23 protein-coding genes are annotated in these 18,858 nt (G+C 63.2%); 13 read left to right on the plus strand and 10 right to left on the minus strand.

Features of this window, described 5'->3' with window-relative positions:
- Positions 1 to 2: 2 nt before the first annotated feature.
- The 5 genes from argF to K3146_RS12100 all read left to right on the plus strand — a co-directional run bounded on the left by argF (position 3) and on the right by K3146_RS12100 (position 4,751).
- Positions 3 to 932, plus strand: coding sequence for an ornithine carbamoyltransferase (argF, locus tag K3146_RS12080; protein WP_221546568.1), 930 nt, complete (start codon positions 3 to 5; stop codon positions 930 to 932).
- A 46-nt stretch (positions 933 to 978) separates the two neighbouring features.
- Positions 979 to 1,872 carry an Hsp33 family molecular chaperone HslO gene (gene hslO / locus K3146_RS12085; RefSeq protein WP_221546569.1) on the plus strand — a complete coding sequence of 298 codons (894 nt, stop codon included), beginning with the start codon at positions 979 to 981 and terminating at the stop codon, positions 1,870 to 1,872.
- 129 nt (positions 1,873 to 2,001) lie between these two features.
- Positions 2,002 to 2,409: a hypothetical protein gene (locus K3146_RS12090; RefSeq protein WP_247711270.1), complete on the plus strand. Its 408-nt coding sequence runs from the start codon at positions 2,002 to 2,004 to the stop codon at positions 2,407 to 2,409.
- A gap of 37 nt (positions 2,410 to 2,446) precedes the next feature.
- Positions 2,447 to 3,163 carry a 7-cyano-7-deazaguanine synthase QueC gene (gene queC / locus K3146_RS12095; protein ID WP_221546571.1) on the plus strand — a complete coding sequence of 239 codons (717 nt, stop codon included), beginning with the start codon at positions 2,447 to 2,449 and terminating at the stop codon, positions 3,161 to 3,163.
- A 4-nt stretch (positions 3,164 to 3,167) separates the two neighbouring features.
- Positions 3,168 to 4,751, plus strand: a complete 1,584-nt coding sequence (locus K3146_RS12100) for a spinster family MFS transporter (protein WP_221546572.1) — start codon at positions 3,168 to 3,170, stop codon at positions 4,749 to 4,751.
- A gap of 9 nt (positions 4,752 to 4,760) precedes the next feature.
- Here the strand turns inward: K3146_RS12100 and K3146_RS12105 are convergent, their stop codons facing one another.
- From K3146_RS12105 to K3146_RS12125, 5 genes are all read right to left on the minus strand, one after another.
- A complete protein-coding gene (locus tag K3146_RS12105; protein ID WP_221546573.1) occupies positions 4,761 to 5,288 on the minus strand; it encodes a superoxide dismutase family protein in 528 nt (175 codons plus the stop codon).
- A 93-nt stretch (positions 5,289 to 5,381) separates the two neighbouring features.
- Entirely contained in the window at positions 5,382 to 6,476 is a 1,095-nt protein-coding gene (locus K3146_RS12110; protein ID WP_221546574.1) for an OmpA family protein, read from the minus strand.
- A gap of 199 nt (positions 6,477 to 6,675) precedes the next feature.
- Positions 6,676 to 7,128 carry a DUF2793 domain-containing protein gene (locus K3146_RS12115; protein WP_221546575.1) on the minus strand — a complete coding sequence of 151 codons (453 nt, stop codon included), beginning with the start codon at positions 7,126 to 7,128 and terminating at the stop codon, positions 6,676 to 6,678.
- A 35-nt stretch (positions 7,129 to 7,163) separates the two neighbouring features.
- A complete protein-coding gene (locus tag K3146_RS12120) occupies positions 7,164 to 8,228 on the minus strand; it encodes a GTA baseplate fiber-binding domain-containing protein (RefSeq protein WP_221546576.1) in 1,065 nt (354 codons plus the stop codon).
- Between the two features lie 2 nt (positions 8,229 to 8,230).
- Entirely contained in the window at positions 8,231 to 8,683 is a 453-nt protein-coding gene (locus K3146_RS12125; RefSeq protein WP_221546577.1) for a hypothetical protein, read from the minus strand.
- Between the two features lie 244 nt (positions 8,684 to 8,927).
- Between K3146_RS12125 and K3146_RS12130 the strand changes: the two genes are divergently transcribed.
- Positions 8,928 to 9,584 carry a YqaA family protein gene (locus K3146_RS12130; RefSeq protein ID WP_221546578.1) on the plus strand — a complete coding sequence of 219 codons (657 nt, stop codon included), beginning with the start codon at positions 8,928 to 8,930 and terminating at the stop codon, positions 9,582 to 9,584.
- A 1-nt stretch (position 9,585) separates the two neighbouring features.
- On the opposite strand, the gene K3146_RS12135 is transcribed toward K3146_RS12130, so the two are convergent.
- Positions 9,586 to 10,254: a Crp/Fnr family transcriptional regulator gene (locus K3146_RS12135; protein ID WP_221546579.1), complete on the minus strand. Its 669-nt coding sequence runs from the start codon at positions 10,252 to 10,254 to the stop codon at positions 9,586 to 9,588.
- A gap of 76 nt (positions 10,255 to 10,330) precedes the next feature.
- Here K3146_RS12135 and K3146_RS12140 point away from each other — a divergent pair, with 76 nt between their 5' ends.
- A complete protein-coding gene (locus K3146_RS12140; protein ID WP_221546580.1) occupies positions 10,331 to 11,176 on the plus strand; it encodes a sterol desaturase family protein in 846 nt (281 codons plus the stop codon).
- 136 nt (positions 11,177 to 11,312) lie between these two features.
- On the plus strand, positions 11,313 to 12,941 hold the full coding sequence (locus K3146_RS12145) for a hypothetical protein (protein ID WP_221546581.1): 1,629 nt from the start codon (positions 11,313 to 11,315) through the stop codon (positions 12,939 to 12,941).
- On the opposite strand, the gene K3146_RS12150 is transcribed toward K3146_RS12145, so the two are convergent.
- The 4 genes from K3146_RS12150 to K3146_RS12165 all read right to left on the minus strand — a co-directional run bounded on the left by K3146_RS12150 (position 12,938) and on the right by K3146_RS12165 (position 15,558).
- Entirely contained in the window at positions 12,938 to 13,576 is a 639-nt protein-coding gene (locus K3146_RS12150) for a DsbA family protein (protein WP_221546582.1), read from the minus strand. The two genes, K3146_RS12145 and K3146_RS12150, sit on opposite strands and share 4 nt — an antisense overlap.
- Before the next feature lie 10 nt (positions 13,577 to 13,586).
- A complete protein-coding gene (gene spt / locus K3146_RS12155; protein WP_221546583.1) occupies positions 13,587 to 14,837 on the minus strand; it encodes a serine palmitoyltransferase in 1,251 nt (416 codons plus the stop codon).
- Positions 14,834 to 15,079 carry an acyl carrier protein gene (locus K3146_RS12160; RefSeq protein ID WP_221546584.1) on the minus strand — a complete coding sequence of 82 codons (246 nt, stop codon included), beginning with the start codon at positions 15,077 to 15,079 and terminating at the stop codon, positions 14,834 to 14,836. The genes spt and K3146_RS12160 overlap by 4 nt, the downstream gene beginning before the upstream one ends.
- A 110-nt stretch (positions 15,080 to 15,189) precedes the next feature.
- Positions 15,190 to 15,558, minus strand: a complete 369-nt coding sequence (locus K3146_RS12165; protein ID WP_221546585.1) for a response regulator — start codon at positions 15,556 to 15,558, stop codon at positions 15,190 to 15,192.
- A gap of 107 nt (positions 15,559 to 15,665) precedes the next feature.
- Here K3146_RS12165 and K3146_RS12170 point away from each other — a divergent pair, with 107 nt between their 5' ends.
- The 5 genes from K3146_RS12170 to K3146_RS12190 are packed head-to-tail and all read left to right on the plus strand — an operon-like array spanning position 15,666 to position 18,858.
- Positions 15,666 to 15,902: a DUF3572 family protein gene (locus K3146_RS12170; RefSeq protein ID WP_345724357.1), complete on the plus strand. Its 237-nt coding sequence runs from the start codon at positions 15,666 to 15,668 to the stop codon at positions 15,900 to 15,902.
- Entirely contained in the window at positions 15,899 to 16,528 is a 630-nt protein-coding gene (locus K3146_RS12175) for an HAD family hydrolase (protein ID WP_221546586.1), read from the plus strand. The genes K3146_RS12170 and K3146_RS12175 overlap by 4 nt, the downstream gene beginning before the upstream one ends.
- A complete protein-coding gene (locus K3146_RS12180) occupies positions 16,525 to 16,980 on the plus strand; it encodes a RidA family protein (RefSeq protein ID WP_221546587.1) in 456 nt (151 codons plus the stop codon). Before K3146_RS12175 ends, K3146_RS12180 begins: the two co-directional genes overlap by 4 nt.
- 10 nt (positions 16,981 to 16,990) lie before the next feature.
- Positions 16,991 to 17,725, plus strand: a complete 735-nt coding sequence (locus tag K3146_RS12185) for a glycerophosphodiester phosphodiesterase family protein (RefSeq protein WP_345724359.1) — start codon at positions 16,991 to 16,993, stop codon at positions 17,723 to 17,725.
- Entirely contained in the window at positions 17,722 to 18,858 is a 1,137-nt protein-coding gene (locus K3146_RS12190) for a GNAT family N-acetyltransferase (protein WP_221546589.1), read from the plus strand. Before K3146_RS12185 ends, K3146_RS12190 begins: the two co-directional genes overlap by 4 nt.

Below are 18,858 nucleotides of genomic sequence, written 5' to 3' on the forward strand. Positions count from 1 at the left end.
CGGTGAAGCATTTCCTCGACCTCTCGGATGCGGGCGGGGATGCGATCGCCGCCATGCTGGCCGACGCGCAGGACCGCAAGGCCGCGCGTGCAGGCTGGCCCAAGGGCAAGCCCGATGCCGACGAACCGCTCGCGGGGCACGTGCTCGGGATGATCTTCGAGAAGAATTCGACCCGCACCAGGGTCAGTTTCGATGTTGGCATGCGCCAGCTTGGCGGCACGACGCTCATCCTCGATTCCGGAACGAGCCAGCTCGGCCGCGGGGAGAGCATCGCCGATACCGCGCGTGTGCTCAGCCGCATGGTCGATGCGATCATGATCCGCACTGACGATCATGCCAAAGCCGAGGAGCTTGCCCGTCATGCCAGCGTGCCGGTCATCAACGGCCTGACCGATCGTTCGCATCCGTGCCAGATCGTCGCCGACTTGCTGACGATGGTGGAGCACGGAAAGGCGTTGCCAGGGCTTGAGGTCGCCTGGTTGGGCGACGGCAACAACGTGCTGCACTCGATCCTCGAAGCGGCAGGCATATTCAAGTTCAACGTCCGCGTGGGCGTACCGAAGGGATATGAACCGGATAGCGAATTCGTCGAAATGGCGCGCCGCGGTGGGGCAAGTGTGACCGTCACTGACGACGCGAGGGAGGCAGCGAACGGTGCCGATATCGTCGTGACCGACACCTGGGTTTCAATGGGCCAGAACCATGCGCACAACAAGATCGCGGCCATGGCTCCATATCAGGTAAGCAAGAAGGTCATGGAACTTGCCAAGCCCGATGCGAGATTCCTCCATTGCCTGCCCGCCCATGTCGGCGATGAAGTGACCGAGGAAGTCTTCGAAGGTCCGCAATCGGTCGTGTTCGACGAGGCGGAAAACCGGATCCACGCGCAGAAGTCGATCCTGCTGTGGTGCTTCGGGAAACTGGGCGGCTGACGCGCATCCCTGTTCAAACCGGTCGCGCCATCCCATATGCGCCGGCATGACGAAGACCACCGAAACATATTCCGGCCGAACGCTCGGCTTCACGATCCCGTCGCGAAGCGCCCGCGGGCGCATTGTGCGGCTCGATTCCTCGCTCGACGAGATTCTCGCGGCGCATGATTACCCCGCGCCGATTACGCATCTCCTGGCGGAAGCGCTCGTACTCGTCACCCTCATGGGATCCCTGCTCAAGAACGATGGCTCGCAAGTCACCATGCAGGCGCAGACCGAGGCAGGGGCAGTGAACCTGCTTGTCTGCGACTACAAGGACGGAGAGCTTCGCGGCTATGTCGACTTCGACGAGGCGCGGCTGGCGGAACTTGGCGCCAATCCCTCGCTCTTCGCCTTGTTCGGAAAGGGCTATCTCGCGATCACTTTCGATGTCGCGAAGGGCAGGGGGCGTTACCAAGGGATCGTCCCGCTTGAGGGAGAGACGCTGGCCCAGGCCTGCGAGACCTATTTCTTCCAGTCCGAGCAGGTCCCGACGCTGATCCGGACCGCGGTGCGTGCCGATGGTGGGAAGTGTCTCGCCGCGGGCATGCTGATCCAGCACCTCCCCGATGGTGAAGAGGGGCGAGAGCGTCTGCACGCGCGCCTGGATCATCCGGAGTGGGAGCATGTCGCCATCCTGGCCGGCACGGTGAAACACGAGGAGTTGCTCGCGGAAGACCTCTCACTCGAAGCGATCGTCTGGCGCCTGTTCCACGAAGAGGATGAGGTGCGCGTCGAAGGCGGCGCTCCCGTTTCGCGAGGCTGTCGCTGCACCGTGGAGCATTATCACGAAGTGCTGTCGAAATTTCCCGAAGCGGATCGTGTCGAAATGAGAAATGACGACGGGATCATCGTCGTCGATTGCGCATTCTGTTCGCGCAAGTTCATGGTGGATGCGTAGGGCATTTCTGCGAAGGTCGGGCGCTAATTGCAATTCGTCTCTGTTTCAGAACGGTTCATCGCCGATTCTTTACCATGCTCGGAAAGCGGGTGTGGCCCGTTTTGTGATAAAGGTTGAATGATGAAACGCATGTCGAATCGAAAAGCCCTGGGCATCGCCGCGCTTGCCGCGATTGTTCCTGCTGCCGTTTTCGGCGGCCCAGCCCTTGCGCAATCGTCGCTTGCCATGCTCGATACGCTCGAGCGGGGAGGCTGGGAGATCCGTTTCCGCGATGGCGCGGCCCCGCGGAAAATCTGCGTGCGGAGCGGTCGCGAACTCATTCAGCTGCGGCATAGCGAGTCCGGCTGCAATCGCTTTGTCGTAGAAGACGGCAATAGCGAGGTGACGGTCCAGTACACGTGCCGCGGCAATGGCTATGGCCGGACGAATATCCGCAAGGAAGGCTCCAACCTCGTCCAGATCGACAGCCAGGGTATCGTGGATGGTCGTCCCTTCCAGTTCTCCGCGGAAGCCCGCCACACTGGTAGCTGCCGATAGCCTTGCCGATTGCCCCCGCAGCGCCTAGCTGCGCGGCATGAATGCGAATTCCCCCGACAAACCCGGCCCCGCCGTTGTCCTGCTTTCCGGCGGGCTCGATTCGATGGTCACTGCAGCGCTGGCGAAAGAGCGCGGGCACGAGGTCCATGCGCTCACTATCGATTACGGCCAGCGACATGTGCGCGAATTGCAGTCTGCGCGAGCCATCGCCGAGAAGCTGGGTGCGGTACGCCATGTCGAACTGCCACTCGACCTGAGGCGTTTCGGAGGTTCGGCCCTCACTGCGGATATCGACGTGCCGAAAAGCGGGGTCGGAAACGACATCCCGGTCACCTATGTGCCAGCGCGCAATCTCGTCTTCCTCGCATTGACAACAGCCTTTGCCGAGACCTCGGGTTCCCGCGATATCTTTATCGGAGTGAATGCGCTCGACTACTCCGGCTATCCCGACTGCCGGCCCGAATTTATCGCAAGTTTCGCCGAAACGGCGCGGTTGGGCACAAAGCAGGGCGTGGAGGGCGTCCCCTTTGCGATCCATGCTCCCCTCCAGCACATGAGCAAGGCGGACATTGCGCGCGAAGCGCATCGGCTCGGCCTTGATCCCGCGTGGAGCTGGTCGTGCTACGACCCGACGCCCGAAGGTCTTGCATGCGGCGCCTGCGATTCTTGCCGCCTTCGCCGAAAAGGGTTTGAAGAAGCGGGTCTTGTCGATACCACGGCCTACGCGAAGGACGCACCAGCCCTGACGGAGTAGAGATTTGACCCAGCCAACGCCCGCAGAAACCAGTGAAGCAGTCGCGGGACAGGTTGACGGGAAGGTCCCGGCCTACAGCTGGTATGCCTTAGGCGTCCTGGTCATCGTCTACGTCCTGAACTTCGTCGATCGCAACATCATCTCGATCCTCGCGGAAGACATCAAGGCCGACCTCGGGCTGCGCGACGACCAGATCGGCTTCCTGTACGGGACGGCTTTTGGCGTTTTCTACGCGCTGTTCGGCATCCCGCTCGGCAAGCTTGCTGACAGCTGGCACCGCGTCCGGCTGATGACGATCGGTCTTGCGGTCTGGTCTGCCTTCACCGCCCTCTCTGGATTTGCGAAGAACTTCGCCGCTCTCAGCGTCGCGAGAATCGGCGTCGGGGTCGGCGAGGCCACCGCAAGCCCGAGTGCCTATTCGCTGATCTCCGACTGGTTTCCCAAGAAGATGCGGGCCACCGCGCTCGCGATTTACTCGTCGGGATTGTATATCGGCGGCGGTATCTCGCTCCTCATCGGCGGTGCGATCGTCGAGAACTGGAACGAGGCATTCCCGACCGATGCCCCGCTCGGCCTCGCTGGCTGGCAGGCAGCCTTCATCATAGTGGGCCTTCCCGGCCTGCTTCTCGCACTGCTGGTCTTCACTCTGCGCGAGCCGGTCCGCGGGCAAAGCGAAGGGATCGTCACGCCGCCGTCGAAGGACCCCTTTCGCGGCTTCTTCAAGGAATTGGTGGCGGTAATTCCGCCTTTCACCCTGTTTGGCGCAGCACAGGCCGGACCAAGAGGGATCCTTGTCAATCTTGCAGGTGCGGTGGTGATCGGGGGCATCGCCTATTTCATGGCTACGGTAACCGGGAATGCGCAACAATGGGGTGCGGTGGGGATCGGCTACTATGCGATCTTCTCCTGGGCATCGACACTCAAGCGGCGAGACGAGCCGACCTTCAGCCTGATCTGGGGCACGCCGGCATTCCTCACGACTATCCTGGGATATGGCATGGTCGCCTTCATGTCTTACGCTGCCTCCTTCTGGGCGGCGCCCTATGCGATCCGAATTCTCGAGGAGGCGCCCTCGACGGCCGGGTGGTGGATCGGAGGCCCCGGAGCTGTTGCCGGCTTCCTCGGCGTGATCCTGGGGGGCAGAATGGCGGACTATCTGCGTGAGCGCATGCCGACCGGCAGGCTCATCGTGGTGGCTTTCGGCCTGACGGCGGCCGCGCCTTTCCTCTATGTCATGTTCACGACGCTCAATCCGACCGTCTTCTACTTCGCGGCATTCATGCAATCGCTGTTCGGAAGTTCGGCGCTTGGGGCGGCCGCGGCGACGACGCAGGATCTGGTCCTTCCGCGAATGCGCGGCACCGCGACGGCGACCTTCTTCCTCGCCACGACACTCGTTGGCCTCGCCCTCGGACCGTATATGGCAGGACAGGTGTCGACCATGACGGGCAGCCTGTCGACCGGCGGGCTGAGCTTGCTGATCGCGGTTCCGATCGGCCTGGTCATGCTCTTCATCGCCTATCGGACCGTCCCGCAGGCAGAGCAAACCTTGCTGGAGCGCGCACGGGCTGCAGGTGAGGACGTCTAGGGCAGAGACCTAGCGAAGCGGGCGGAGTACACCGCAGGCGATACGCGCTCCGGCGTCACCTGCTGGGTCGCTCCGATAGTCGTCGGCCTCGGCATGGATCACGACGGCTGTGCCGTCCTCGTCGAACAGGTTCGACCGCAATTCGGGTGTATCGTGCCCAAGATCGATTTCCGTACTGGCTGAGCGTGACGCCCCGACAATCAGATTGGGCAGGTCGCCAAGATGCTTGCCATCCGGATTCAGCGAACCGTGTTCCTTGCCGCCCGGATTGAGATGGCCACCCGCGCTCTTGAAGTCCGGTGCCGAACAGCGCCCGGTGGTATGCAGGTGGAACCCGTGCTCACCCGGTCCGAGACCGGTCACGGCAACGGCGAGGGAAATTTCCTGGCCATTGGTGAGGATCTGGGCCGTTCCGGCAGGCAGGCCGTTGGCATAGTCGAGCCGGGCCTCGGCCAGTCGATCGGTGGGTAGGCTGCCTATCGAGGCGCACCCCGCGAGTGCCAATGCCATGGTCGAAACGAGTAGAGGTGCGTGCATCAACTGAGTCCCTGTTGCGACGTTCTTTGAGGACCAACGAAAAAGGGGCCGGATTGCTCCGGCCCCTTCTCGTGTTTCAGCTCTTGCGAGCGATTACATGCCCGAACCCGGACCGTAGGTGACTTCCACACGACGGTTCTGCAGTTCGCGAACGCCGTCGGCGGTCGGCACGCGGAGCTGGCTTTCGCCGAAGGCTTCGCTGCTGATACGACCATCAGGAATACCGCGAGCGGTAAGATAGTCGCGGACCGATCCGTTACGACGCTGGGCGAGGCCCATGTTGTACTGCGTCGAACCCGAGGTGTCGGTGTGGCCAGCGAGCATGACCGAAGCCGTGCCGCAGTTGGCGTATGCCGAGACCGCGTTGTCCAGGATGGTAGCCGCTTCCGGAGTGATCTCCGACTCGTCCCAGTTGAAGAAGACGATGTACGGACCCTGCTGGCACACCGGTGCCGGCGGCGGAGGCGGCGGCGGGGGCGGCGGAGGCGGGGGCGGCGGCGGCGGGGGAGGCGGCGGCGGCGGGGGCGGCGGAGGCGGCGGAGCTGCACCGAAGTTCAGGCTCAGCGTGCCCATCAGCGAGTGGCTGCGAAGCTCGCCATCCCAACCCGTGCCATTGCCGTCGACGATGCTGACGTTCTCAGCATTGAACAGACGATAGCGCAGGCCGACGTCGATCGTGTCGGTCAGCGGCGCACGCACACCAGCAAGCAGCTGCCATGCGAAGTCGCTCGAGGAATCGTCGATCGTGACGTTGGGCGAACCGTTGATGAAGAGCTCACCGTCGATTGCCGTACGCGCAACGCCGACACCACCACCGACATAGCCCTGCAGGCCATCGTCCGGACCGAAGTCGAGGAGGCCGTTGAGCATGAACGAAAGCGAGTTGGTCGAGCCGTCGGCCGGAACTGCGATCAGGCCAGGCAGAACGACTTCGTCGTGGTTCGCTTCGCGATAGGCGACTTCAGCTTCGAGGCGGAAGCCACCGAAATCGTAACCGACAAAGCCACCGCCATCGAATCCTTCGTTGAATCCGATATCGACGATCGAGCCATCTGCAGCTTCGAGTTCAACGTCTTCGACCAGCATGGGGCCGAATTCGCCACCGATGTACCAAGAATCGTCCTTGGCCAAGGCTGGCGATGCAAGGGCCGTCGAGGCCATCGCCATTCCTATGACTAGATTTCGCATTATTTGTTTCCCCTTTTTGCGAATTGGAGCCACCGAGTGAAACATACCTATAACTGCCTCACCACGCTGGCAAGCGGGCAATCACCGGGAACTGTTGCAAGAATGTCGCTAATCCCGATGTAATTACGAGTTTTTCCGGATCCCATATCCGTCCTTCGATGTCCGCCCAACGCCAAAGCCGGGTGCCGGTTCCGCTAGTTCATGAAAAGATACCGAAATTCTTCAGTGCTGTGATGATTTCGCCGATCGCGGCGCGGGCCTCCGTGTCGACATTGGCACCCGCGTCGGGAGCCTGTGGAGCGAGGGTTCGCTGCCAGCTTCCATCGAAATACAGCAGGTTCCCGTCCGAGTTGACGCGCAGGATCATACCGATCGAGGGTGTAGCGAAGCTCCATTGCTCGCCGTCCCAACAAGCCAATTGGCCATCATGCCCGGAGAATGCACCGCTGCCTGCTGGTGCGACGAGGTAGCAATCTCCGGGATTTGCAGAGGCAGGTTCTGCGCTCCGTTCCTCGATAACAGCCGGGTGGAGCATCATGTCGATGCGCGCCAGTGCCTCGTTTACGGTGAATTCCTTTTGCGCTTGGCCGGTAAATAAATACGGCAGCCCGTGGCGCGGAGTATTACTCGTAAGAGTAGCAGGATCGCTCATCTCGATATCCTTTGGAGTCGCAAGAGGTAGGGTGATCAGGCAAGGGTGCCGACAACGCATGGTGCCGACTTTGCGAAGCTTCCCACCTGCCGGACCCAGATCGTCTCGCCGGGATGGTTTGCCTGAAGATCGGAAAGCTGCGCAGCATCCAGCACGAACCGGGGCTCGCCAACCGTCGCCATGAGGAACGGGGAATGCGTATCGCCGATACCGATTTCGTATGTTTCGGTTTCCTCGACCAAGGGCTGTTCGACCTCGTCCAGCCAGCCCCACTGGCCGCGCGCGCGTCGCCTCCAGCTGAGGCAGGCCGAGCCGTCCGGGTCCGGTAGCATGCGGCCATGTACGGGGGAGGGCGGGCGCAGGCTTGCTCCGGCGTTTGCAAGTTGCGCGATGACGGGGGCTTCGTCCCATAGTCCCAGCGCGGCGAAGGGGTTGCCCGACGCGGCGCGTGCGCTGTCGCCGAAAGGCACGAGACGGTGATCAAGCAGGGCTATCGGCGTCCCGGAAGCGTGACCGGCGAGGGCCTCGATTTCGGTCGCGGCACGTCCGCGCAGCAAACCGCCGAGCGTCCACACACCATCACCTTGAGGTTCGGCGCGGCAGAACTGGACCACCTCTCCGCCAACCAGCAACTTGTTCTCACCCTGCGCTATGCCCACGAGGTCGGTCGGTTGAAGGTCGGCACTTTGATCGACCAGTGTCACCGTCATGCTCGCCGCGTCCTCGAAACGGATTGCGCTCGATGGGGCGAGGGGTGCCGAGAGAGTGCCGATGACAGCGCGCTCCTGCGCCGACTGGCCGAGCGCCTCCATAGAGGTACCCCGCACGCTGTGGAATGCGCATCCGGGCCAAAGGCCTTCAGCAGCACCTGCAGCGAAATATGCGCGCCGTTCCGAGGCGCTGCCGATGCCGTCCCAAGGCGCTTCAAAAACCTGAAACACGGTCGATTGCGCGGGCCGGTCGCGAGGTGTCCATGCCGTACCTGGATCGGCCGCCGCTCCGGCGCTTGCTGGCGCACGATATCGCTGGAGTTCGAGTTCGACGCCGCGTTCCCGCCACTCCCACGCCGCGACGAGCCAGAGGCCCGTGACATCGGGCACGGTTACCAGCGAGCCGGCTCCGGGTCGCGGAGATAGCCGAGCACCTCCATCTCCAGATTGGCGTATCCTTCGAACAGCGCCGCGCGCCAATCCGCCGCGAAGGCCTCGCAGCTGCGGCGGGTGCGATAGGCATCGCGCGGGGCAATGCCGGCCTGCTTCGCCGAGCCGGTGACATTCGATGTCTCCGCCAGCGCATCGAGGAAGACGCGCTTCCACTGCCGGGGCGCGGGTTTGGCTTCGCTGTTGCGCACCCGCTCGTCCTGTGCCGCTTCGAAACTGGCCAATGCCTCCTTCCAGGCGGTGTCGAACGACGGGCTGTTCCTGCGCCGATTATAGGGTGCGCCGGCGGCTACCCCGGCGGCACGGGCGGCGGCCTGGACCTTGCCGTTCTCGCGCAGCTCGCGGAGGAAAGTGGGTTCCCATGCGTGGCGGGTCGCAGAACGTGATCGTGCCATGGCTGCCTCCCAATTGGCGAAGCATGGAACGACAAGGGGCGACCCGGACCATGATGGCCGGGCCGCCCCGCTCGCTGTCGAATCACACTATCGCGATGTTCCCTTTATGTACCCAAACAGTGTCACGATGTCAAGAAAAAAGAACCAAATAGGTTAGTCCTGGGGAGAAGCCTACGCGATTGCCAAGCTTCTCGCGCTCGCCTAACCCTTGGCGGCCTTTTCGGGACGCGAGGGACCTTCCCAAATGCTGATGAAACCGCTGCGCGGGCTCTACGACTGGACGATGGACAAGGCCGCGCATCCGCATGCGGTGTGGTGGCTGGCGTTCTTCTGCTTCGTGGAATCGTCCTTCTTCCCGATCCCCCCGCACCCGCTGCTCGGGCTGATGTGCCTGGCGGAACCGAAGAAGGCGGTGAAGTTTGCGACTGTCGCAACGCTGGCTTCGGTCGCAGGCGCGCTGCTCGGCTATGCGATCGGCTGGGGGCTCTACGACACGGTGGGCGTCTGGCTCATCTCCGCACTCGGCCTGACCGAGGCATTTCCGGTCGCCGCATGTCACCTGCGCGAATACGACTTCGAGGCGATCCTGATCGCGGGCGCGACGCCGGTGCCGTTCAAGCTGCTCACGATCACCGCCGGTTTCGTCGGCATGAACCTCGTCACCTTCGTGCTCTCCAGCCTGTTCGCCCGCGCACTGATTTTCATGACGGTGGGCATTCTCTTCCGCGTCTTCGGCGCGCCGATCAAGCGGGTGATCGACGAGTACCTCGGCACAGTGACGACGCTGTTCGTCGTGCTGGTGGTCGGCGGCGTGGTGGTGCTGACCCAGCTGGGCGGGAGCGAGGACGAGGATGGCGGACCTTGCTCGGCAGCCACGGTCGTGAACCCGGCCGCCGGCTGACCTAGCCCAGCGCGAACCGCGCGAGCCTGTCGCGGTCGGGGATCGCGATAGAGCCGTAGCCGCGCTTCACCAGTCGCCGCTTGTCGAGCTCGCGCAGGGCCGCGTTGGCGGTGGCGCGGGTGACGCCGAGGAGGTCGGCGAGCTCCTGCTGGGTGATGGTGACGCTCGCCGGGCCGCTGTCCTCCCCCGCCATGGTCGCGAGCAGGCCCGCCAGCCGCGCGGGATTGGTGCCGTGGCGCAGTCCGGCGAGGATCGAGAGCGTGTCCTGCAATTGCTCCGACAGCGCGCCGAGCAGCGCCCGGGTCGAAGCGGGGTAGTTGCCGAGCGCTTCGACGAAGGGCTTCGCGGCGATGAGCTTCAACCGGCTTTCGCCCCGCGAGACGGCATCGACGATGCGCGGCTTGCCCGAGAAGACTGCCAGCTCGCCATAGGAATCGCCGGGGCCCAGCAGCGCGACCGCGCGGAACTCGCCATCGGGCAGGAACTGGCCGACGCGGACCGCGCCTTCCTCGATCAGCCAGAACCCATCGGCTGCATCGCCGCGCTGCTGGATGATTTGTCCGTCGGCGAATGTCCGCTCGCGCGAGATCCGCAGCAGGTGCGCCTTCAGCCCGCTGTCCAGTGCCGAATACAGCATCGGGGTGACCAGCGAACGCCGAGTCGCGCTCAATTGTAAAGTTCTGGACATTCTTTCGCTTCGGTAAAGGCTAGGTGGGGATTCGACAAGTCAGTCAGGGAGACAGACCATGCCTTCGTCGACCATAGCCATCATCGCCATCTACCTCGGCTTTGCCGTGCTGGAGCTGTGGCGCTCGAACCTGTTCTCCAAGCAGGAACAGACCCGCGACGACGGAATCGTCGAGGCGGTCAGCATGGTCGTCCTGCTCGCCTTCACCCAGCCGATGGTGCTGTTCTCCGCCGCTGCGTTCGCCGGTCTCGTCGCGCCGCAATACGAAGGCGCGCTGTCGGGCCTCAACATTTTCGCCGCGATCGGCCTGTTCCTGATCCTCGACGACATGATGCAATATTGGTGGCACCGCGCGAGCCACACATTCCCCTGGCTCTACAATTTGCACCGGGCGCATCACAACGCGAAATACATGTCCGTGCGGCTCGTCTACCGCAACAACCTCTTCTACTATGCGATGATGCCGGGGATCTGGCTGTCTGGCGTGCTGATCTATCTCGGCCTCGGCTGGGTTTATGCAGGCTATATCGTCGTCAAGCTGCTGGTGATTACCGGCGCCCATTCGGACGTCGCCTGGGACAAGCCGCTCTATGCGATTAGGTGGCTCTCGCCAGTCATGTGGGTGGTCGAGCGCACCATTTCGACGCCTGCCACGCATCACGCACATCACGGTCGCCATGCCGATGACCCCGCGGTTCACTACAAGGGAAATTACGGAAACCTGCTGTTCTTCTGGGACGTGCTGTTCGGCACCGCGAAGATCACGCGTAGCTTCCCGACAAGTTACGGCGTCGAGAATCTCGCACCTGCGACCCTCGGCCAGCAACTGATGTGGCCCCTGTTCCCCGAGCAGCGCGATCTGGACCAACCGGTTGGAGAGGAGGCGGCCAACAGCGCCGCCTGACACGAAGCCGGCCGGGACTGGGAGAGGGCCCGGTCGGCTTCAAACCGGCCAAGACACTCGCGAGCAACGCCTTTACTTGGCTTTCACTTCGCCACCTCTATAAATGCGTCAGGGATTCGCATCAGGGGTCGAAATCATGAAATCCATCCTTTGTGGAGTGGGCCTTGCCGCCCTCTCGCTGTCACTCGCCACGCCCGCCTACGCTGGAGTGAGCGCCGATTTTGCCGGCTGCGACGGGCTCAAGAAGCCGAAGCGCTCCGACGACGGTATGCGCGGCGAAGCGACGATCTCCTCTTTCCGCCTTCGCAACCAGGATGTGCCGACGATGGTGATCGCGTCGTGCGACCGCGCTCTAGAGAGCGGCAAGCTGCGACCCGAGCAAACATTGCGCTTGGCCCACATCATGCGCGCCCGCGCTGCCGCGAAGCTCCAAACTGGCGACCTTGAAGGTTCGCTTGCCGATCTCGATGCGGCTGAAACGGCAGCCAGGGAGTATGAGGGCGACTTCTTCTACGAACGCTCGATGGGCGTCTCGATCGACCTGCTTCGAGCGATAGCTCTGAACGATCAGGGCAAGGGCACCGAAGCGGTCGCCATCGCCGAAGCCGCCGCCGCCCAGCGCCCTTTCGCGCTCGAAGTGCAGCGCATCGCATCCATGCTTCGTGCAGCAAACTCCCAGCAGCCCGGCGATACGACGATCTGGCGTCACCTCGGGCAGATCGATCCGGCAACGCGCAGCCTGTCCGCCCAACTGGGCAGCGGACCTGCGGACCTTTCAGCGCTGGCGGCTTCGGCTGGCGAACCCGCAGTCCATCTACCAGGTCCTCCGTCTATCGAGGCGATCATGAATAGCGGGGGCAATGCAACGCCGCTGCTCACCGAGTGGAACTCCGCCGTAAGCACGCCGATGACTACGGCCTATGCGCTGGCGGCGAACGGCGATAGCGATCGGGCAAGGGCCTGGATCGAGGCTACGCGGGTTGCCCTGACGCCTACCAAGACGGAAAAGGGCGACGACAAGAAGCAGTCGGACAGCCTGGTCAATCTCTTCACGACCATGACTCGCTCTACCATTTTCTTGCCGATGGAAAAGGTCGTTGAAGCGCGTATCGCGATCTCGGAAGGCCGCTTGGAAGACGCCCGGACGGTCGTATCCGACAAGGCATTCCGCGCCTCTCCGTTGACGGAGGAATTTTACAGCGCCTACGCGGCGGCGAATGAGGATGGAGCGGCCCCGGAACTGCCTCCGCTCGGCCCTGCCATCGAACGCAAGGGGCCCAAGCTCTCGGCGTTGGCCGACAATCTGCTCATCCGCCCGGAATCGGAGCGCAAGCTGATCGACTACAAGGAAGCGCGGCCCAATGTGCTCGGCGCACTGGTCGGCGGGGCGCTCAGTCTCGGGACCAGCCTGCTGGGCGGGATTCCCCGAACTTCCGGCTTCGACGAGGTCGAGAACGATGATGGCAGCATCAAGGTCGAATACAACGGCAACACCACTTCGGGGCCGGTCGTCCAGGAAATGACCCTGCTGCGCGCAGCCGAAGTGGCCCAGGCGGCAGGCAAGCCCTATTTCCACATCGAACGCCGCAACGACTACCAGCGTTACCTCACGCAGTTGATGTACGGCGTAGAACAGTCGCGCACGCTCACCGGTTACAAGACCGAGCTGACCATCCGCCTGCTCGACGATGCAGCCGATCAGCCCCAGGCACTCGAGGCGATCGCAGTCATCGACGCGCTGGGGCCGATCTATTACGGCGACTAGTTTTCCGGCGAGGCCTGTCGTTCGCGCGCGCGTTCGAAGGCCTCGCGGAACTCGCTTTCGCTGAGTGCGCCGACGATGCGGTAGGGGCCGATCAGGTAAGTCGGCGTACCCTGCACCGCGAGCCGCATAGCGAACCCGCGCGTCCGCGCGAGCTGGAAATCGGTGATGTCGTCGTCCCGAGCCTCCTCGATCCGCTGCCAGTCGCCGCCGGCCTCTTCGACGATCCGTCGCAATCCCGAGTCGCCGAGGGGAAACAGCGCGCGCATTAGACCGTCATGGACCTCGGCATATATTCCCTGCCGATCCGAAGCGATGGCCACGCGGGCCGCGCGTTCGGAGGCGTCGCCGAACACGGGCAGGTCCTGGTAGATGATGCGCACATCGCCATCCGCCCTTGCGGCAGCGTGAAGTTCCGGATGGGCCGCGCGGCAAGCAGGACACTGGTAGTCGCTGAACTCGACCACCACCACGCTGGCGTCGGCTGGGCCGAGGCTGGGGGAGGCCGTGTCGCCCAGGATGTCGTCGAGCTGCACCCGCCCGGTCAGATCGGTCCCTATCGGCGCACGCTGGGACAGCCACAAGCTGGCGGCGATACCGATCGCCACCATCACTGCGAGGCTGCGCCATCGTCGCACGACGCTTGCCCTAGATAATCCCGATTTCCTTGCCCGACTTCTCGAAGATCTCGAGAATCTGGCTGACCTCGCCTTCCGAATGCTCGGCGCAAAGCGAACAGCGCAGCAGCGTCATGTTGGCAGGCGTTGCCGGGGGCCGCGCAAGGTTCACGTAAAGGCCGTTGCGGATGAGGGCTTCCCACATGGCGGCACCGCGTTCGAGATCGGGCATGATCACTGCGATGATCGCGCTCTGAGGTTCCTCGGTACCAAGCTGGAAACCGAGATCGCGGAGGCCCTTGTGGAGGTTCTTCGAATTCTCCCACAAATGGGCGCGCTTGTTCGAACCGTGCATCAGCTTGCGGATGCTGGTCGCCGCGGTCGCCACCACGCTAGGCGGCAGCGAGGCGGTGAAGACATAGGGGCGGCACACGAGGCGCATGATCTCGAACTTGGGATGGTTCGAGACGCAGAACCCCCCGACCGTGCCGACGCTCTTGGAGAAAGTGCCGATGATGAAATCGACATCGTCGATGACGCCCGCATCCTCGACCACGCCGCGGCCGTGTTCGCCGATAAAGCCCATGGAGTGGGCTTCATCGACCAGCACCATCGCACCGTACTTCTTGGCGACGGCGACCATCTCCTTGAGCGGTGCGATGTCGCCCAGCATCGAATAGACGCCTTCGAGCACGACCAGCTTGCCGGCGCCTTCGGGAATACGCTTGAGGCGCTTTTCCATCGCCTCGATATCGTTGTGCTTGAACGGCACGACCTCGGCCTGGCCCATCGCGCAGCCGTCCCAGATGCTGGCGTGGCTGTCGATGTCGAGGACGATGTAGTCACCCTTGCCCGCGATGGTGGAGATGATCCCGAGATTGGCCTGGTAGCCGGTCGAGAAGACCATCGCGTGGTCCATGTCGTAGAATTCGCGCAGGGCCTCTTCGCATTCCTTATGGCCCTGGTAGGTGCCATTGAGAACGCGGCTGCCGGTGGTGCCCGAACCGAAATCGGCCAGCGCCTGCTTGCCCGCCTCGACCACGTCGGGGTCGAAGGTCATGCCCATGTAATTATACGTGCCGAGCAGGATGGTCTCGCGCCCGTTGCAGATCGCGCGGGTCGGCGAGAGGACCTTTTCCATCACCAGGTTGAACGGGTCTTCCTGCCCGCTCGCAAGCAGGCCTTCGCGCAATGCGATGATGTCGTCGAACTTGGAGAAGAGATCCTTGCCGTCGCCCTCGAGCGTTTCCGGCTGGTCCGGCTGGATGATGCCTTCGCTCATGCGTCGGCCTGCAGCTTGTGCACCGCGTCGACGAGCTGGCCGTAATTCTCGATCTCGGCCTGCTGGTTCATCGAAATGATGATGTCGAACTCGTCCTCGATCTCGGCGACGAAGTCCATCACCGTCAGGCTGTCGAATTCGAGATCGTTCTGGAAGGTGGTCTCTTCCTTGATGTCCACGCCCTTCTTGTTGAAGGGTTCTGCGAGTTCGCGGATCTTCGCGTCTACCTCGGCACGGTCCATGAATGGGTCCAATTCTTCAAAGCGGTGCGACCCGCGGGTTTGCGTGTCGTAACGAATGGGGCGGCAAAGCGGTTTCCGCGCGGCTTTGTCAAGGTTTCGCTGGTGTCGGCCTAGTCGGAAAGCAGCTTGCGCACGGCGGCCATGAAGGGTCCGATCGAGACCGGCTTGGCGAGATAATCCTCGGCCCCGGCTTCACGGATACGCTCTTCATCGCCCTTGCCGGCATAAGCGGTCACGGCGAGTACGGGCACGCTTTCCATCGCATTGTCGGCCTTCAGTTCGGCGATCAGGTCCACGCCGCTGACATTGGGCAACTGGATGTCCATGATCACGAGTTGCGGGTCCGACCGCTTGGCGGAGGCCAGAAAATTGTTACCATCGGAAACCGGGACGACCTCGTAACCGTTCGCCTTCAGCACGTCACAAAACAGCTTACGGTTAAGGTCGTTGTCCTCGACAACGAGGATTCTCTTTGCCACGGGGCCAGTCACTCCTGCGAATAGGACAGCAGGCCTAGAGCCAAGCGAAAGGGCTGACAATTCTTAGTCACGATAAATCGGCAGATGGAGAGGATCGCGCGCCCGAAGTGCTGGCGCTGGAAGCGCTCGGCTGGGCACTGACCGACGAGCGCCGTGCCGATCGTCTGCTGTCGCTGACCGGCCTGACGCCCGAGCGCCTGCGTCACGGTCTCGACGATCGTTCGGTCCAGGCCGCTGTGCTCGAGTTTCTCGCCGCGCATGAACCCGACCTCATTGCCGCCGCCGACGCACTCAATACCAGGCCCGAGGTGCTTGTCGCCGCCGCACAGGATTTGAACGCATGAGCCGTCCGTTGATAATCTCCGATTGCGACGAGGTGCTACTCTACATGGTCACGCCGTTCAAGGAATGGCTGGCCGAATCGCAGGGTGTCGAATTCCGCATGGTCGGTAACGACTTTTCCCAGGCCCTGCGGTGGCAGGAGAGCGGGGAGATTCTCGCACCGGAGGACATCTGGAAGAAGCTGGGCCTGTTCTTCGACACCGAGATGTACCGCCAGAACCCCATCCCCGGCGCGATCGAAGGGATCAACACGCTGGCCGAAGAGGCCGACGTGGTGATCCTCACCAACCTGGTCGACAAGCGCCAGCAGATGCGGACCGAGCAGCTTGCCGGACATGGTCTCAATGCGAGGGTCTTTACCAACCAGGGTCCCAAGGGGCCCGCGCTGCAGAATATCCTCGCCGAATACAATCCGTCGAAGGCCATCTTTATCGACGATCTCGCGCAGCATCACCGTTCGGCGCGTGAGACCATTGAAGAAATCACGACTCTCCACCTGTGCGGCGAACCCATGCTCGCTCCGCATATCGATTGCGCCCATACGTCGGGCCATGCCGATGCGCGGATCGACGACTGGAGCGAGGCGCTGCCATGGTTGAGGAATCAACTGGAAAAGGAAAAAGCATGAGCGTTCACGACCGACTTCGCGAGATGGGAGTCCAGCTCCCGCACGCCGCGGCACCCGTCGCCAGCTACCAGCCCGTGATCGTCGACGGCCATACGGCCTATGTTTCGGGCCAGCTCCCGTTTGTCGACGGCGAGCTCGTTACCGGCAAGCTTGGCAAGGACGTGTCGCTCGAGCGCGGACAGGAAGCTGCGCGCGCCTGCGGCCTGATGATCCTTGCGCAGCTGGAAGCGGCGGGGCTGCTCGAACGCGTCGCGCACTTTGTGAAGCTGGGCGGCTTCGTTGCCTCGACACCCGATTTCACCGACCAGCCCAAGGTCGTCAACGGAGCCTCCGACCTGATGTTCGAAGTGTTCGGAGAGCCCGGCAAACATGCCCGCAGCGCGGTCGGCGTGCCGGTTCTCCCGCTCGACGCGGCGGTCGAGGTCGACGCGATTGTTGCTCTCAAGGCTTGATCGCATCTTCGTGCCGGCGCCCGACCCCGCGCGGGTCGGCTGGCTGCGCGATTGGGAATACGCCCATCGCGGGCTGCATTCCGAAGGTGTCCCGGAAAACTCGCTGGCCGGTTTCGCGCTTGCCGTCGAACGGGGCATGGGCATCGAATGCGACATCCAGCGCAGCCGCGATGGCTGCGCCATGCTCATGCACGATTGGGAGCTCGACCGGCTGACTTCGGTCAGCGGCCCCACAGATGCGCATTCGGCAGAAGAGCTCGCGCAGATCGCCTTCCTCGACAGCGAGCACAAGCTCGCACGGCTCGACGACCTGCTGCCCCTGGTGGAAGGCAAGGTGCCGCTCCTGATCGAGATCAAGTCGCGGCGTGGCTATGACGTCGCGCGAAGTTGCCGGGCCGTGGCAAACGCCCTGGAAGGCTATTCGGGCCGATTTGCCGTCATGAGTTTCGATCCGCGCGTCTCGGCATGGTTCGCGAAGCATGCCCCGAAAATCGTGCACGGGCTGGTGATGCGCGAGGACGAGCACGGCACGACCCAAAAACCGTGGCAGCGGCACGTCGCGTTTTGGGCGGCGCGGCCCGAATTCATCGCATATCACGTGGCTGCCTTGCCAAGCGCCATGGTATCCGCCCTGCGTGAGCGGGGCATGCCGGTCCTCACCTGGACCGTGAACTCGCCCGAGACCCGGAAGCACGCGGCGAGCCATGCCGACGCCCTCATCGCCGAAGGAGCAGGGCTGGCGTGAGCGAGACGGGGATTGCCGCGCGCATTGCCGGGTCGGTCGCAGCGATCGACGCGGCGGCATGGAACGCGCTTGCCGGCGAAAATCCCTTCATGCGCCACGAATTCCTGACGGCGCTCGAGGATTCTGGCAGCGTGGGCCCCGGAACCGGATGGCAAAGCGTTCCGATAATCATCTCCAGCGACAGCGGCCCGCCGCTGGCCGCCATGCCCGCCTATGCGAAGGGTCATAGCCAGGGCGAATATGTCTTCGACCATGCCTGGGCCGATGCGTATGAGCGCGCCGGAGGGCAGTATTACCCGAAGCTCCAAATCGCTGCGCCGTTTACACCGGCGACCGGGCCGCGCCTGTTGCTATCCGACGCATCGCTCGCCGCTCCACTTCTCGCAGCGGCGGAGCAGTTGTGCCTGCAGAACGGTTTTTCCTCGGCCCACGCGACGTTCATCGAGCCGGAGCAAGTGCCGCTGTTCGAGGATGCGGGCTGGTTGCCGCGCAAGGACATCCAGTTCCACTGGCTCAACCATGGGTTCGCGCGATTCGAGGACTTTCTTGCGACCCTTACCTCTCGCAAGCGCAAGGACCTGCGCAAGGAGCGGGCGATAGCGCAGGAGGGGCTGGAGATCGTCCGCCTCTCAGGCAACGATATCAAACCTCGTCACTGGGATGCTTTCTGGCATTTCTACCAGGACACGGGGCTAAGGAAGTGGGGCCATCCCTACCTCACGCGCGAAGCCTTCGATCTCTTCGGCGAACGGATGGGCGACAGGATTGTCCTGGTCCTGGCGCTGGAGGAGGACGAGGCGATTGCGGGCGCTCTCAATTTCATCGGGGGAGATGCGCTCTATGGCCGCTACTGGGGGTGCACCAAGCAGGTGCGCTTCCTGCATTTCGAGCTGTGCTACTACCAGGCGATCGATATCGCCATCGAGCGCGGCCTAGCTCGGGTGGAGGCGGGTGCGCAGGGCGGGCACAAGCTGGCCCGCGGCTATGAACCGGTCGAGACCACCTCGGCACACTGGTTCGCCGATCCGGGTTTCCGAACGGCGGTGGCGGAGTTCCTCGAGCGAGAGCGCGAAGGCGTGGCCGCCGATCGCAATTATCTCGAGCGACGAACGCCCTTCAGGAGACCGGGTTAG

This window comes from Qipengyuania vesicularis, from assembly GCF_019711415.1.
In the GTDB taxonomy this organism is placed as follows: Bacteria; Pseudomonadota; Alphaproteobacteria; order Sphingomonadales; family Sphingomonadaceae; genus Qipengyuania; species Qipengyuania vesicularis.

What these genes read in the sequence shown, in the direction of transcription:
- hslO (WP_221546569.1), top strand. Translation starts at nt 979, where the DNA reads ATGACGAAGACCACCGAAACATATTCCGGCCGAACGCTCGGCTTCACG.
- K3146_RS12090 (WP_247711270.1), top strand. Translation starts at nt 2,002, where the DNA reads ATGTCGAATCGAAAAGCCCTGGGCATCGCCGCGCTTGCCGCGATTGTT.
- queC (WP_221546571.1), top strand. Translation starts at nt 2,447, where the DNA reads ATGAATGCGAATTCCCCCGACAAACCCGGCCCCGCCGTTGTCCTGCTT.
- K3146_RS12105 (WP_221546573.1), bottom strand. Translation starts at nt 5,288, where the DNA reads ATGCACGCACCTCTACTCGTTTCGACCATGGCATTGGCACTCGCGGGG.
- K3146_RS12110 (WP_221546574.1), bottom strand. Translation starts at nt 6,476, where the DNA reads ATGCGAAATCTAGTCATAGGAATGGCGATGGCCTCGACGGCCCTTGCA.
- K3146_RS12115 (WP_221546575.1), bottom strand. Translation starts at nt 7,128, where the DNA reads ATGAGCGATCCTGCTACTCTTACGAGTAATACTCCGCGCCACGGGCTG.
- K3146_RS12125 (WP_221546577.1), bottom strand. Translation starts at nt 8,683, where the DNA reads ATGGCACGATCACGTTCTGCGACCCGCCACGCATGGGAACCCACTTTC.
- K3146_RS12130 (WP_221546578.1), top strand. Translation starts at nt 8,928, where the DNA reads ATGCTGATGAAACCGCTGCGCGGGCTCTACGACTGGACGATGGACAAG.
- K3146_RS12140 (WP_221546580.1), top strand. Translation starts at nt 10,331, where the DNA reads ATGCCTTCGTCGACCATAGCCATCATCGCCATCTACCTCGGCTTTGCC.
- K3146_RS12145 (WP_221546581.1), top strand. Translation starts at nt 11,313, where the DNA reads ATGAAATCCATCCTTTGTGGAGTGGGCCTTGCCGCCCTCTCGCTGTCA.
- spt (WP_221546583.1), bottom strand. Translation starts at nt 14,837, where the DNA reads ATGAGCGAAGGCATCATCCAGCCGGACCAGCCGGAAACGCTCGAGGGC.
- K3146_RS12160 (WP_221546584.1), bottom strand. Translation starts at nt 15,079, where the DNA reads ATGGACCGTGCCGAGGTAGACGCGAAGATCCGCGAACTCGCAGAACCC.
- K3146_RS12175 (WP_221546586.1), top strand. Translation starts at nt 15,899, where the DNA reads ATGAGCCGTCCGTTGATAATCTCCGATTGCGACGAGGTGCTACTCTAC.
- K3146_RS12180 (WP_221546587.1), top strand. Translation starts at nt 16,525, where the DNA reads ATGAGCGTTCACGACCGACTTCGCGAGATGGGAGTCCAGCTCCCGCAC.